The organism is Variovorax sp. RCC_210 (assembly GCF_041355175.1).
Classification (GTDB): Bacteria; Pseudomonadota; Gammaproteobacteria; order Burkholderiales; family Burkholderiaceae_C; genus Variovorax.
Window position 1 is genome coordinate 882848 of record NZ_JBFUPJ010000001.1, and the last position, 13670, is coordinate 896517.

Below are 13670 nucleotides of genomic sequence, written 5' to 3' on the forward strand. Positions count from 1 at the left end.
GCCCTCGCCCCAACCCTCTACCCGCAAGGGAGAGGGAGCAACACAACAATCAGAAGCGCGTCACCGGCATGTCGGCGTCGGCCTTGTTCGGCGCGTAGCGGCCCAGCTCCCACTTGGCGATCGCGTTGCGGTGCACTTCGTCCGGACCGTCCGCGAAGCGCAGCGTGCGTGCATGCGCGTAGGCGTTGGCCAGCGGAAAGTCGTCGCACATGCCGCCGCCACCATGCACCTGCATGGCCCAGTCGATCACCTGGCAGGCCATCGTCGGCGCGACGACCTTGATCATGGCGATCTCGTTCTTGGCGACCTTGTTGCCGGCCACGTCCATCAGCCAGGCGGCCTTCAGCGTGAGCAGGCGCGCCATGTCGATCTTGCAGCGCGCTTCGGCGATGCGCTCTTGCGTCACGGTCTGCGAGGCCACGGTCTTGCCGAAGGCCACGCGCGACGAGGCGCGCTTGCACATCAGCTCGAGCGCGCGCTCGGCCAGGCCGATCAGGCGCATGCAGTGGTGGATGCGTCCCGGGCCAAGGCGGCCTTGCGCAATTTCGAAACCGCGGCCTTCGCCCAGCAGGATGTTGCCCACCGGCACGCGCACGTTCTCGAAGTACATCTCGACGTGGCCGTGCGGCGCGTCGTCGTAGCCCATCACGTTGAGCGGGCGCACGATGCGGATGCCCTTGGCGTCCGCCGGCACGATGACCATGCTCTGCTGCGAATGGCGCGGCGCGTCGGGGTCGGTCTTGCCCATGGTGATGTAGACCGCGCAGCGCGGATCGGCCGCGCCGGAAATCCACCACTTGTGGCCGTTGATGACGTACTCGTCGCCCTGGCGTTCGATGCGCGTCGCGATGTTGGTGGCGTCGCTGGAGGCCACGTCGGGCTCGGTCATCGCGAAGGCCGAGCGAATTTCGCCTTCGAGCAGCGGCTTGAGCCAGCGTGCCTTGATTTCTTCGGAGCCGTAGCGCGCGATGGTTTCCATGTTGCCGGTGTCGGGCGCCGAGCAGTTGAAGGCTTCGCTCGCCCATGGCACCGCGCCCATGATCTCGGCGAGCGGTGCGTATTCCTGGTTGGTCAGGCCGGCACCGGCGTAGCCGGACGCCGAGGCGCTGTCGACCGGCAGGAACAGGTTCCACAGGCCCTGGGCCTTGGCCTTTTCCTTGACCTTCTCGACGGTCTTCAGCGCGCTCCAGCGCTTGCCGGCGACCGTGTTGGCGGCCAGCTCGGCGCTGTACTCGGCTTCGGCCGGGTAGATGTTCTCGTCCATGAACGCCTTGACGCGTTTCTGGAGGTCTTTGGTTTTGGCCGAGTATTCGAAGTCCATCTTGTGTCTCCTGGTGGGTCCTGTGTGAGTGGGGTGGCGCTGAAGGACGGCGGTTACGCCTTTTGGGCGAACTGCCAGGCCATTTCGGCCATGGGGCGTGCACCGCGGCCCGAGGCCACGGCTTGCTCGCTCGATGCGGTGCCGGCCTCGACCCGCTTGGCAATGCCTTGCAGGATCGCGGCCATGCGGAACAGGTTGTAGGCCTGGTAGAAGTTCCAGTCGGGCGCGAGCGCCTCGGGCGTGGTGAGGCCGGTGCGCTCGCAGTACTTGCGGATGTATTCGCTCTCGGTCGGAATGCCCAGGCTCTTGTGGTCCAGGCCGCCGATGCCGCGGAATGTGGCGCCCGAAATGTGCCACGACATGCAGTGGTAGCTGAAGTCGGCCAGCGGATGGCCCAGCGTCGACAGCTCCCAGTCGAGCACGGCGATGGCGCGCGGCTCGGTGGCGTGGAACATGATGTTGTCCAGGCGGAAGTCGCCGTGCACGATCGACACCATGCTCTCGTCACGCGCGCTGGCCGGCATGTGCGCGGGCAGCCATTCCATCAGCTTGTCCATCTCGGGAATGGGCTGGGTGATGGACGCCACGTACTGCTTGCTCCAGCGGCCGATCTGGCGTTCGAAATAATTGCCCGGCTTGCCGTAGCTGGCCAGGCCGCGCTCGGCGAATTTCACCGAGTGCAGCGCGGCGATCACGCGGTTCATCTCGTCGTAGATGGCCGCGCGCTCGTCGTTGTTCATGCCCGGCAGCGACTGGTCCCACAGCACGCGGCCCTGCATGAATTCCATGACATAGAAGGCCCGCCCGATGACGCCTTCGTCCTCGCACAGGCAGTACATGCGCGGCACCGGCACGTCGGTGCCTGCCAGGCCGCTCATCACCTTGAACTCGCGCTCCACCGCATGGGCCGAGGGCAGCAGCTTGGCGACCGGGCCCGGCTTGGCGCGCATCACGTAGCTTTGCGACGGCGTGACCAGCTTGTAGGTCGGGTTCGACTGGCCGCCCTTGAACATCTCGACCGTCAGCGGCCCCTTGAACCCCTCGAGGTTCTTCTCGAGCCAGGCGGCAAGCGCGTCGACGTCGAAGGCGTGCTGTTGCGAGACGGCACGGGTGCCGATGAAGTTGGAGAAGTCCTGGCTCATGTCGGTGCTTGTCTTTTGTCTGTTCTTGTCGGTGGTCTTCTTGCAGGTGCGCGTTCTAGTCTTCAGCTTCCGACACGCGCATGAGCGCCGCGCGGTCCAGGATGACGAGCCCGCTCGTCTCGATGCGGATGGTGCCCTCGCGCTCCATGGTCTTCAGCTCCTGGTTGACCCGCTGGCGCGACGCGCCCAGCAGCTGCGCCAGTTCTTCCTGCGCCAGCTGCAGCCCGATGCGCATCTGGCTGCCGTCGTCCAGGTTCGGCACGCCGTAGCTGCGCACAAGGTGAATGAGCTGCTTGGCCAGCCGTGCCCGCAGGGGCAGGGTGTTGAGGTCTTCCACCAGCCCGAACAGCGTGCGGATGCGCCGCGCCTGCAGTCGCATCAGCGCCTCGTACAGCTCCACGTGCGACGCCAGGATCTTCTGGAAGTCGGCGCGAGCCACGCACAGGATGGTGCTGTCCCCGTGCGCATACGCATCGTGCGTGCGCCGGTCCCCGTCGAACATCGCCACGTCGCCGAACCAGATGCCCGGCTCCACGTAGGTCAGCGTCACCTGCTTGCCCGAGACGGCCGTCGAACTCACGCGCACCGCGCCCTTGGCGCAGGCGATCCAGTGTTCGGGCGGGTCGCCGCGGGCAGCGATCAGGTCGCCGTCCTTGTAGCGTTTGACGAAAGCGCATCGGAGGATGTCGTGCCGTAGCGATGGGGATAGGGAAGAAAACCAGCGACCACTGTTGATCGCTTCACGTTCTTCGATAGTAAGAATGGGGTCGTCCATTGGTCTGTCCTCTCGGCGACTGAAAAGGCGGGGGGTGTCACGGGAGCGACGCGGGGGGCGTCACTCGTATTGCGGTGGCTTCTTGTCGAGAAACGCGGCAATGCCGATGCCTGCGTTCGCGTGGTGCAGGTTGCGCACGAAGTGGTCGCGCTCCTGCGTGAGCTGCGAGGTGAGCGTGGCGCCGCGCGCATCGCTCAGCAGCTCCTTGATGCTCGCCAGCGAGTTGGGCGCGCGCGCGTTGAGCTTGGCGGCTAAGGCCAGCGCGCCCTGCAGCGCCTGCCCGGTCTCGGTGAGTTCGTTGACCAGGCCCAGCGCATGCAGGCGCTGCGCGCCGATGCGTTCGCCGTTCATGAGCCATTCGCTGGCCAGCTGGCGCGGCAGCTGCTGCCCCAGGTGCCAGCTGAGGCCGCCGTCGGGCGACAGCGCCACGTTGCTGTACGAGGCCGCGAACACCGCGTCGCGCGCCGCGACCACGAAGTCGCAGGCGAGCGCGAGCGAGAAGCCCGCGCCGGCGGCAGCGCCTTCGACCGCCGCGATGATCGGCTTGGGGAAGGTACGGATCGAATCGATCCAGTTGTGCAGGCCCTCGATGCTCTCGGCCTGCACCGAGCGGTCGAGCTGCCGGTTGGCCAGCAGCCGCTGCAGCGAGCCGCCGGCGCAGAACCATGCGCCTTCGCCCACGATGACGACGCTGCGGATCTCGGCGCTGCCCTCGGCGCCGTTGAGCGCCTCGATGCCGGCGGCGTAGATCTCGGGGCCCAGGGCGTTGCGCTGGGTCGGGTTGGCGATGGTCAGCACCATGGTGCTGCCTTCGCTCGTGCTCTTCAGTTCGGCGGTCATTGCGTGGTGGTCCTCGGCTTTTATTCTTCTTCGTGCAGCAGGCTCAGGCCCAGCGCGCCGCGGCGGCGCAGCCACGGGCTCGGGCGATAGCGCGGGTCGCCGTACACCGTCTGCAGGTTGAACAGCACCTCGAGCATGTTGGTCGGGCCGTACAGGTTGCCCATGGCGAGCGGGCCGCGCGGGTAGCCCAGGCCCAGCTGCACGGCGGTTTCCAGGTCGGCCGGCGTGCACACGCGCTGCTGGCACATGTCGGCGGCGATGTTCACGATGGCGCCGATCACGCGCTGCGTGACGAAGCCGCCGCTGTCGCGGATCACGCTCACGGCCTTGCCGTCGCGCGCGAACAGGGCGTGCGCGGTGTCGCGCATGTCGCGGCGCGTGGCCGGGTTGGTGGCGAGCACGCGGCGCTTGGTGGCGGCGTCGTCGATCAGCATGTCGATGCCCATGGTGCGCGTGGCGTCCAGGCGCTCCACCGCGGCCACTGTGGTCACGTCGAAGCCCAGCGGGGCCACCAGGATCAGCGAATGCGCGGCGGGCGTGGCGCCGCTGTCGATCTGCGCGCCCAGTGTGTTCACCAGGCGCAGCAGCTCGGCGCGGCGCGCCGCACGCGGCGACACCCAGACCGAGGGCGTGCCCTCGACCACGGGTGCAGCCGCTTCGGGCGTCTGCTGCATCACGCCGTCGGTGTAGCGGTAGAAGCCTTCGCCCGTCTTGCGGCCCAGCGCGCCCGCGGCCAGTCGCTGCGCGGTGATCACGCTGGGGCGAAAGCGCGGCTCTTCGAAGTACTGGTGGTAGATCGACTCCATCACCGGGTGCGACACGTCGAGCGCGGTCAGGTCCAGCAGTTCGAACGGGCCGAGGCGAAAGCCGGCCTGGTCTTTCAGGATGCGGTCGATGGTCGCGAAATCGGCCACGCCTTCGCCCACGATGCGCAGCGCCTCGGTGCCGTAGCCGCGGCCGGCGTGGTTCACGATGAAGCCAGGCGTGTCCTGCGCCTGCACGGCGCTGTGGCCCATCTGCCTGGCGTAGCCCGCGAGCTGCGCGCAGACATCGGGCGCAGTCTTGAAGCCCGCCACCACCTCGACCACCTTCATCAGCGGCACGGGGTTGAAGAAGTGAAAGCCCGCGAAGCGCTCGGGGTGCTTCAGGCCGGCGGCAATGGCCGTGACCGAGAGCGACGAGGTGTTGGTGACCAGCGTGGCCGTGTCGCCCACGATGCCTTCGAGCTCGCGGAACAGCGTGCGCTTGACCTCGAGGTCTTCGATGACGGCCTCGACCACCAGGTCGCAACCGGCCAGCGCCTGGGCCGAGTCGACGGCCTTCACGCGGGCGATGTACGCGTCGCGCGTGGCGGCGTCGATCTTGTTCTTCTCGTGCAGCTTGTTCCATTGGGCGGCGAGGGCTTCGCGCCCGCGTTCGGCGGCACCGGCGAAGCTGTCGAGCAGCAGCACTTCGCTGCCTGCCTGGGCGGCAATCTGCGCGATGCCGCGACCCATGGCGCCGGCGCCGACGACGCCGATTCGGGTGTAGTTCACTGTCATTTGCTGGAGGGTTTCAATGGTTGAGTGGTATCCGGGGCCGCCGCACGGGGCACCGGTGCGGGTGCCGCGATGTGGCTGGCGAAGCCCCGATTTTGCAGCCCCGCGCGCAAGGGGCGTGACGGGTGTTACGAGGAGGCGCTGGCGGGGACACTGTTCCGGGGCCCCGCGCGGTTAGCGGTTCGGCAGTTTCAGGCCGTGCGGCCGCTGCGGTCGATGGCCACGCTCAGCACCATGGCGACCAGCAGCACGCCGAAGCCGACCCAGCTCATCCATGCGTCCGCGTCGTTGGCCAGCAGCCAGCCGCCCAGCGCCGCGCCCACCGCTTGCCCTGTGTAGATGCCCGAGCTGTTCAGCGCCACCGAGCCGGGCGCCAGCGCCGGCGCCAGGCCCACGAGGCGGGCCTGCTGGGCCGAGTTGGTCGCGAAGCAGCCCAGCCCCCAGGGCACCAGCACCACGGCCAGCCAGGCGAGCGAGGCGGCCAGCGGCCACAGCAGCAGGCTCAGCGTGATCAAGGCGGTCGTCGCCAGCACCATGCGCCCGGCGCCCACCCGGTCGATGTAGCGGCTGACCACCATGTTGCCGATCAGGCCGAATGCACCGAACAGCGCCCACACCACACTCAGCGAGGTCGCGTCCGCGCCGTAGTTCTGCTTGAGGATCGGCCCGAAATAACTCGACAGCACGAACTGCCCCGTGCCCTGCAGCGCGGTGACGCAGACGATGCCCATGAGCACCGGGCTGCGCAGCACGCGCGACCAGGCGGCGGCGCTCAGCACGGCGGGGCGAATGGCGTTCGGCAGGGTGAGCCAGATCGATGTCGCGCTCGCGACACTGAGCGCCGCGATCACCATGAACGCCACGCGCCAGCCCAGGTGCCCGCCGATGAGCGCGCCAATGGGCAGGCCCAGCACCGATGCGATCGACCAGCCGAGAAAAACGAAGGTCACGGCGCGCCCGCGCTGCTCGGGCGGCACCAGCAGGCCGGCACAGGCGGCCGCTTGCGGCGTGAAGATGGCCGGCGCGATGACCGTGAGCATGCGAACCGGGAGCAGGGCGCCAAAGCTCGGCATCAGTGCGGCGAGCATGTGGCCGGCGGCGTACCAGAGCATGGTGAGCGCGAGCAAGCGGCGGCGGTCCCAGCCTGCGACCGCCGCGGCCAGCAGCGGCGCGCCGACGCACATCACCGCCGCGGCGGCCGTGATCAACTGGCCCGCCGTGGCAACGCTGACGGACAGCGAACTGCTGATTTCATTGAGCGTGCCCGGCACCACCATCACCCCGGTGCCGATCACGAAATTGCCCACGAGCAGCGCCCAGAGCGCGCGTTGCGACGCGCGCCGCGGCGCGGCCGGGCTCAACGGCGGACCTGCAGCGCGCCCGGGTTCACGATGTTCGTGGGGTTGCCGTTGATGTAGCTCACGACGTTGTCGAACGCCTGGCCGAAGTAGCTCTCGTAGCTTTCCTGCTCGACGTAACCGATGTGCGGCGTGCAGATGCAGTTCTCCAGGCGCAGCAGCGCGTGGCCCTGCAGCGGCGGCTCGCTCTCGAACACGTCGATGGCGGCGAGGCCGGGGCGGCCGCGGTTGAGCGCGGCGAGCAGGGCATCGGCCTCGACCAGTTCGGCGCGCGACGTGTTGACGAACAGCGCCGTCGGCTTCATGCGCGAGAGGTCTTCCAGCGTGATGAGGCCGTTGGTTTCATCGTTGAGCCGCAGGTGCACCGACAGCACGTCGGCGGCGGCGAAGAACTCGTGCCGGTTCTGCGCCACCTGGAAGCCGTCGGAGCGCGCCTTGGCGCAGCTGGCTTCGCGGCCCCAGATGACGACCTGCATGCCGAAGGCCTGCCCGTAGCGCGCCACCAACTGGCCGATGCGACCGTAGCCCCAGATGCACAGCGTCTTGCCCTTGAGCACCGAGCCGAGCCCGAAGTTGGGCGGCATCGACGCCGACTTGAGCCCCGACTGCTGCCAGGCTCCGTGCTTCAGGTTGCTGATGTACTGCGGCAGCCGGCGCATGGCGGCCATGATGAGCGCCCACGTGAGTTCAGCCGGGGCCTGCGGCGAGCCGGAGCCCTCTGCCACGGCCACGCCGCGTTCGGTACAGGCCGCGACATCGATGTGACCGGCGATGCGTCCGGTCTGAGAAATGAGCTTGAGCTTGGGCAGCTTTTCGATGAGCTGGCGCGAGATCTGGGAGCGCTCGCGAATCAGCACGATCACGTCGGCGTCTTTCAGGCGAACCGACAGCTGCCCGATGCCCTTCACCGTGTTGGTATAGACCTTGGCCGCGTACGCGTCCAGCTTGGCTGCGCAGCGCAACTTGCGCACCGCGTCCTGGTAGTCGTCGAGGATCACAATGTTCATGGCGTGCCATTGTGCCTCGCAGCATCGGCACGACGCACCTGTGAACGTTTGGATACCCGGCCCGCACGGCTTGCCAAGCGGCTTGCCGGGCGCCTTCGCAGGTGCTTGCGCCGCAGATTCGGGGCTTAGTGCCGCCCCAATGTCGGGCCGAGTGCTGGCTCGGTGCCAGCTCAGTGCAGGCGCGTCGAGCGGTGGGCCGTGGCCAGGGTTTCCGCGGTCTCGAGCGCGGCCAGCCGGTCGAGTTCGGCGCACACGTCGGCCATGCGGCCGGAGATCACGACACGGTCATTGCGTTGCTGCCCTTTGCCGTCGACCACTCGAACCACGCGCAGCGGACGCGCAGGGGCGGTGGCCACCGCAGGCGTGGTCATGCCGGCGCCGTTGCGGGAGGCGCAGGCAGGGCGCACCGCCACGTAGCGCAAGCCGGCGGAGCTATCGTTGTGGTCGAGATGGTCCCTGGCGTGGGGCCGGCGTGCCGGGATCAGTCTGTTGGCCAGCGATTGCAGCGGCATCCAGAAATCAGCGATGGCGAGGAGGGCGATTCCCATGTGAACTCCAAAAAAGTATGAGGTTGAACACAGGCAGGATTTCTTGAATCGGCTGCGACAGGGTGATGGCGACTCTTCGCCATACGCCCGCCACCTGTCGCGGCCGGATGAGGTGCTGCTGGCAGCAGGCCGTAAGGCCTACATCAGCATGGTGTTGCGAATGAGCCCGACAGCGAGGCCTTCGATTTCGAAAGGCTCGCCTGGCTGCACGATGATGGTCGGGTAGTCGGGGTTCTCGGCGTGCAGCTCGATGACCTGCTTGTTGCGCTTCAGGCGCTTCACGGTCACTTCTTCGCCCAGCCGCGCCACCACGATCTGGCCGTTGCGCGCTTCCTTGGTGGCCTGCACGGCGAGCAGGTCGCCGTCCATGATGCCGGCGTCGCGCATCGACATGCCGCGCACCTTCAGCAGGTAGTCGGGCTGGCGCTGGAACAAGGTGTTCTCGACGTAGTAGGTCTGGTCGACATGCTCTTGCGCGAGGATGGGAGAGCCGGCTGCGACGCGGCCGATGAGCGGCAGCGCCAGCTGGGCCATGCCGGGCAGCGAAAGCGAGAACTGGCTGCCTTCGCGATGGCGTGTTTCGTTCAGCGAGCGCAGGGCGTCGCCCTTCAGGCGAATGCCGCGCGAGGTGCCGCTGACAAGCTCGATGACGCCCTTGCGCGCCAGGGCCTGCAGGTGTTCTTCGGCGGCGTTGGCCGACTTGAACCCGAGCTCGTTGGCAATTTCGGCACGCGTGGGTGGCGCACCGGTGCGTGCGATGGCGCTCTGGATCAAGTCCAGGATCTGCTGCTGGCGGGCTGTAAGCTTCACTGCGAACTGCATATGTGGTTCCTTGCGGCACTGGCTAGATATCCAGTACCTGTATTTTTAACCAGTTTTTTAAAGTTGACAAGTGATGGTCAATTCCCTTTCGCCTGAAGTGCGTCGCGTGGTGGTCCTGGGCACCGGCGGCACCATCGCCGGCAAGGCCGCCAGCAGCGGCGACAACATCGGCTACACGGCGGGGCAAGTGGGTGTTGCAGACCTGCTTGGCGGCATCGATGCGCCTACGGGCGTGGCATTGGTGGCGGAGCAGGTGGCGCAGCTCGACAGCAAGGACATGTCCTTCAGCGTCTGGCAGAAGCTGGCGCAGCGTTGCGCGCATTGGCTGGCGCAGGCTGACGTGGCGGGCATCGTCATCACGCACGGCACGGACACCCTGGAGGAGACCGCGTTCTTCCTGCACTCGGTGCTCGTCGCAAGCAAGCCGGTGGTCCTCACCTGCGCGATGCGGCCCGCGACGGCGCTGGCGCCCGACGGGCCTCAGAACGTGCGCGATGCGATCAGCGTCGCATCCACGCCGGGTGCGCGGGGCGTGATGGCTGTGTGCGCCGGAACGATCCACGGCGGCCTGGACATCCAGAAGACGCACACCTACCGGCTCGATGCGTTCGCGTCAGGCGATGCCGGGCCGCTGGGCTACGTGGAAGAGGGCGAGGTGCGGTTGGTTCGCGCGTGGCCCGAGGCTGCTGCATCGCAGTTGTCGAAGATCTTCGACGCCGCTGTCGTGCAATGGCCGCGCGTGGAAATCGTGATGAGCCACGCCGGTGCGAGCGGGGCCGTGGTCGAGGCGCTGGTGCAGGTACAGGCGAAGGGCGTCGATCCGCTGCGAGGGCTGGTGTTGGCCGCCACCGGCAACGGCACGCTGCATCACGCGCTCGAAGAAGCGGCGCTGAAGGCGCAGTCCGACGGAATTGCCATCGTTCGTGCGACGCGTTGCGTGAACGGGCGCATCCTGCCGAAGGCAGGCGACCAGTTCCGCGATGCGGGCGCGCTGACGCCCGTGAAGGCGCGCATCGCGCTGATGCTGGAACTGCTCGGGTAACGTAAAAAAGCCGCCCTGCGAGAGGGCGGCTGCGAGATCAGCTGCTAAGTGCGGCCAGCGCACGCTGCGTGATTTCGTCGACCGTGCCCACGCCCTTGATGGCGCGGTATTTCGGCGCGGCGGCCGGGTCGGTGTTGGCCCAGGCCGAGTAGTAGTCCACCAGCGGACGCGTCTGCTGGCTGTACACGTCCAGGCGCTTGCGCACGGTTTCTTCCTTGTCGTCTTCGCGCTGGATCAGTTCTTCACCGGTCACGTCGTCCTTGCCTTCCACCTTGGGCGGGTTGAACTTGACGTGATAGGTGCGACCCGAAGCCGGGTGCGAGCGGCGGCCGCTCATGCGTTCGATGATGTCGCCGAAGGGCACATCGATCTCGAGCACGTAGTCGAGCTTGACGCCCGCCGCCTTCATGGCGTCCGCCTGCGGAATGGTGCGCGGGAAGCCGTCGAACAGGAAGCCGCTGGCGCAGTCGGCCTGCGCGATGCGTTCCTTCACCAGGTTGATGATCAGGTCGTCGCTGACCAGTGCGCCCGCATCCATGACAGCCTTGGCCTGCAGTCCCAGGGGGGTGCCAGCCTTGACCGCGGCGCGCAGCATGTCGCCGGTCGAGATTTGCGGAATGCTGTATTTCTGGCAAATGAAGGCCGCTTGCGTGCCTTTGCCCGCCCCGGGCGCGCCCAGCAAAATTAGTCTCATGGTGTCCTCGGACGGTTCTTAGATTTTGTGTCGCACCCAGCGTCGGCCTCATGGCTGGGCCAGGCGGAATTGCTTCGAGGATAGCATGCGTGCCCTCGAGAAAATCTCCGCACTTCCCGCAGGCCGGGCGGCTTTCTCAGGCGCTGGGCCGAGCGGCAAAGACGGCGCGCACGCGCGCGAGGTCTTCCGGCGTGTCGATGCCCGGGCCGGGCGCGACATGGCTCACATGCACCGCGATCCGGTGCCCGTGCCACAGCGCGCGCAGCTGTTCCAGCGCCTCGGTGCCCTCGACGGGCGCCGCCGGCAGCAACGGAAACTTGCGCACGAAGCCCGCGCGATAGCCGTAGATGCCGATGTGACGCAGCGGCGCCGGCGTGGGCAGCACGGCGGGCGCATCGCCGTGTGTCGAGCCGTCGCGCCACCACGGAATGGGCGCGCGGCTGAAGTACATGGCGTTGCCTTGTGCGTCGAGCACGGCCTTCACCACGTTCGGGTTCATGAAGTCTGCGATCGAATCGATCTCGTGCGCCGCGGTGCTCATGGCCGCTTCGCTGTGCGAGGCCAGCGTGGACGCGACCGCGTCGATCAACGCAGGGTCGATCAGCGGTTCGTCGCCTTGCACATTCACCACGATGTCGTCGCCGTCGAGGCCCAGTTGCTCGCAGGCTTCGGCCAGCCGGTCGGTGCCGCTGGGGTGGTCCTGGCGGGTGAGGACGGCTTCGATGCCGTGCGCCTTGCAGGCCTCGATGATCGAGGCGTCGTCGCCGGCGACCACCACGCGCGCGGCGCCCGATTCGGCCGCGCGCTGCGCCACGCGCACCACCATGGGCAGGCCGGCGATATCGGCCAGGGGTTTGTTGGGAAGCCGTGTCGACGCCAGGCGCGCCGGCACCAGAACGGTGAAGCTCACAGGCCGAGCTCTTCGTCGGACAGCGTGCGCGCCTCGTTCTCGAGCAGCACCGGAATGCCGTCGCGCACCGGGTAGGCAAGGCGCGCGCTGCGCGAGCAGAGCTCCTGCTTCTCGGGGTTCCAGGTCAGCGGACCTTTGGTGACGGGGCAGACGAGCAGTTCAAGCAGCTTGGTATCCATCGGGCGATGATAGCTTTGCGTCGAGCGCGTTGAAGAATTCAGGGGAGGGCGCGAACTCCAGCGGCACGGCCAGCGCGTCGGGCGCCCGGCGCCAGAGTTTGACGGCGTCCTTTTCGGTGCAGACGAGCGTGTGGCCGGGTGCGTCCGGGCGTTGCCAACCGTCGAAGTCGTGGTGATCGGGCAAGGCGATGGTCTCGGCGAGCGTCAGGCCGCGTGCGCGCAGCATGTCGAAGAAAGCCTCGGGCCGCGCAATGGCCGCCAAGGCAATCACCGGGCGCCCGACGAGTGAATCCAACGGCACGCGCGAGCCGTCGTGTACCAGCGCCTCGTTCGCCAGTCGCCGCGTCGCGGTGGACCCGCCGGCAAAGGCTGGCCGCGCGCCGCTGTGCAGCACCAGGTCGACCTTGCGCGGCCAGGCTTCGCGCAACGGCCCGGCAGGCAGCCGCCAGCCATTGCCGATGCCGCGGTCATCGAACACGCAAATCTCTATGTCGCGCGCCAGCGCCAGGTGCTGCAGCCCGTCGTCGCTGACGATCACCTGCGTGGCCGGATGCCGGGCGAGCAGGGCACGCGCGGCCTCGATGCGCTTGCGCGCCACGAACACGGGCGCTCGGGTTGCGTGATGAATCAGTGCGGGCTCATCACCCACGTCCAGCGGGTCGCTGTCCGCGAGCACTTCGCGGCAGTCGTCGGTGCGTCGGCCGTAGCCGCGCGAGACCACGCCCACCTGCAGCCCGCGTGCGCGCAAGTGCTGCACGACGGCCATTACCACCGGCGTCTTGCCCGCGCCGCCCGCTATCACGTTGCCGACCACGATGACGGGCACCGGCACCCGCTCCGTCCGCAGCCACCCGAGGCGATAGAGCCCCGTGCGCATGGCGAAGATGGCGGCGTACAGCAACGACAGCGGCCACAGCAGGCAGGCCAGGGGGCCATGCCGCAGCCAGGCACTCTGCAACCGCGAGGCCCGCGGCGCGGCGCTGCTGCCGTGGCCTTCGGAAGACGGCACTCAGTGCCCGGCTTGTGCCGTCGACTGGGCGGCGAAGGTGATCTGCATCAGGCCGGCACGGCGTGCGGCCTCCATGACCGTGATCACGGCCTGGTGCGGGCTGGTGGCGTCGGCGCTGATGATCACCACGCTGTCCTTGCCGCCGGTGGCTGCGGCGGCAAGCGCGGTGGCCACGGTCTCGACATTGCGGTCGGGCAGCGGGGTCTTGTTGATGGCGTAGCGGCCGTCGGCCGACACCGCCACGATCACTTCCTTCGGGTAGTCGCGCTGCGCATCGACATCCGCCGTCGGCAGCCGCAGCTGCATTTCCGTGAACTTGCTGTAGGTGGTCGACAGCATCAGGAAGATCAGGATGACCAGCAGCACGTCGATGAACGGGATCAGGTTGATCTCGGGCTCGTCGCGCGCACCGTGGCGGAACTGCATGCGGGCGCGGGTCATGACAGGCCTCCGCCAAGCTGCCCCAAGGAGGCGGCGGCCCCTTC

Annotated in this window: 15 protein-coding genes; 1 reads left to right on the top strand and 14 read right to left on the bottom strand. The window is 67.8% G+C overall.

Annotated features, from left to right (window positions below; all coding sequences use genetic code 11):
* Window positions 1-49 precede the first annotated feature (49 nt).
* From AB6807_RS04335 to lexA, 9 genes are all read right to left on the bottom strand, one after another.
* Complete coding sequence (locus tag AB6807_RS04335) at window positions 50-1321, bottom strand: acyl-CoA dehydrogenase family protein (RefSeq protein ID WP_116908936.1); 1272 nt, start codon at window positions 1319-1321, stop codon at window positions 50-52.
* Window positions 1322-1374: 53 nt separating this feature from the next.
* Window positions 1375-2463 (bottom strand): phosphotransferase, encoded by a 1089-nt coding sequence (locus tag AB6807_RS04340; RefSeq protein ID WP_371083625.1) that lies wholly within the window; start codon window positions 2461-2463, stop codon window positions 1375-1377.
* 55 nt (window positions 2464-2518) lie between these two features.
* On the bottom strand, window positions 2519-3238 hold the full coding sequence (locus AB6807_RS04345; protein WP_116908938.1) for a Crp/Fnr family transcriptional regulator: 720 nt from the start codon (window positions 3236-3238) through the stop codon (window positions 2519-2521).
* A gap of 60 nt (window positions 3239-3298) precedes the next feature.
* Complete coding sequence (locus AB6807_RS04350) at window positions 3299-4078, bottom strand: oxepin-CoA hydrolase, alternative type (RefSeq protein ID WP_116908939.1); 780 nt, start codon at window positions 4076-4078, stop codon at window positions 3299-3301.
* Window positions 4079-4098: 20 nt separating this feature from the next.
* Window positions 4099-5619 carry a 3-hydroxyacyl-CoA dehydrogenase gene (locus AB6807_RS04355; RefSeq protein ID WP_371083626.1) on the bottom strand — a complete coding sequence of 507 codons (1521 nt, stop codon included), beginning with the start codon at window positions 5617-5619 and terminating at the stop codon, window positions 4099-4101.
* Window positions 5620-5807: 188 nt separating this feature from the next.
* Window positions 5808-6977 (bottom strand): MFS transporter, encoded by a 1170-nt coding sequence (locus AB6807_RS04360; protein WP_371083627.1) that lies wholly within the window; start codon window positions 6975-6977, stop codon window positions 5808-5810.
* Window positions 6974-7981, bottom strand: coding sequence for a D-2-hydroxyacid dehydrogenase family protein (locus tag AB6807_RS04365; RefSeq protein ID WP_116908942.1), 1008 nt, complete (start codon window positions 7979-7981; stop codon window positions 6974-6976). Before AB6807_RS04365 ends, AB6807_RS04360 begins: the two co-directional genes overlap by 4 nt.
* A 170-nt stretch (window positions 7982-8151) precedes the next feature.
* Window positions 8152-8529: a hypothetical protein gene (locus AB6807_RS04370; RefSeq protein WP_116908943.1), complete on the bottom strand. Its 378-nt coding sequence runs from the start codon at window positions 8527-8529 to the stop codon at window positions 8152-8154.
* A gap of 138 nt (window positions 8530-8667) precedes the next feature.
* On the bottom strand, window positions 8668-9351 hold the full coding sequence (gene lexA / locus AB6807_RS04375; RefSeq protein WP_116908944.1) for a transcriptional repressor LexA: 684 nt from the start codon (window positions 9349-9351) through the stop codon (window positions 8668-8670).
* Between the two features lie 73 nt (window positions 9352-9424).
* Between lexA and AB6807_RS04380 the strand changes: the two genes are divergently transcribed.
* Window positions 9425-10393: an asparaginase gene (locus tag AB6807_RS04380; protein ID WP_371083628.1), complete on the top strand. Its 969-nt coding sequence runs from the start codon at window positions 9425-9427 to the stop codon at window positions 10391-10393.
* A 37-nt stretch (window positions 10394-10430) separates the two neighbouring features.
* Here AB6807_RS04380 and adk read toward each other — a convergent pair whose 3' ends face one another.
* The 5 genes from adk to AB6807_RS04405 form a co-directional block, all read right to left on the bottom strand.
* Complete coding sequence (gene adk / locus AB6807_RS04385; protein ID WP_093129924.1) at window positions 10431-11087, bottom strand: adenylate kinase; 657 nt, start codon at window positions 11085-11087, stop codon at window positions 10431-10433.
* Between the two features lie 136 nt (window positions 11088-11223).
* Window positions 11224-11997 carry a 3-deoxy-manno-octulosonate cytidylyltransferase gene (gene kdsB / locus AB6807_RS04390; RefSeq protein WP_371083629.1) on the bottom strand — a complete coding sequence of 258 codons (774 nt, stop codon included), beginning with the start codon at window positions 11995-11997 and terminating at the stop codon, window positions 11224-11226.
* The gene (locus tag AB6807_RS04395; protein ID WP_007836935.1) at window positions 11994-12176 is read right to left on the bottom strand and encodes a Trm112 family protein; all 183 of its coding nucleotides are present in this window, start codon (window positions 12174-12176) and stop codon (window positions 11994-11996) included. The genes kdsB and AB6807_RS04395 overlap by 4 nt, the downstream gene beginning before the upstream one ends.
* Entirely contained in the window at window positions 12157-13185 is a 1029-nt protein-coding gene (gene lpxK, locus AB6807_RS04400) for a tetraacyldisaccharide 4'-kinase (protein ID WP_371083630.1), read from the bottom strand. The genes AB6807_RS04395 and lpxK overlap by 20 nt, the downstream gene beginning before the upstream one ends.
* The gene (locus tag AB6807_RS04405; RefSeq protein ID WP_371084148.1) at window positions 13186-13611 is read right to left on the bottom strand and encodes an ExbD/TolR family protein; all 426 of its coding nucleotides are present in this window, start codon (window positions 13609-13611) and stop codon (window positions 13186-13188) included.
* Between the last annotated feature and the right edge of the window lie 59 nt (window positions 13612-13670).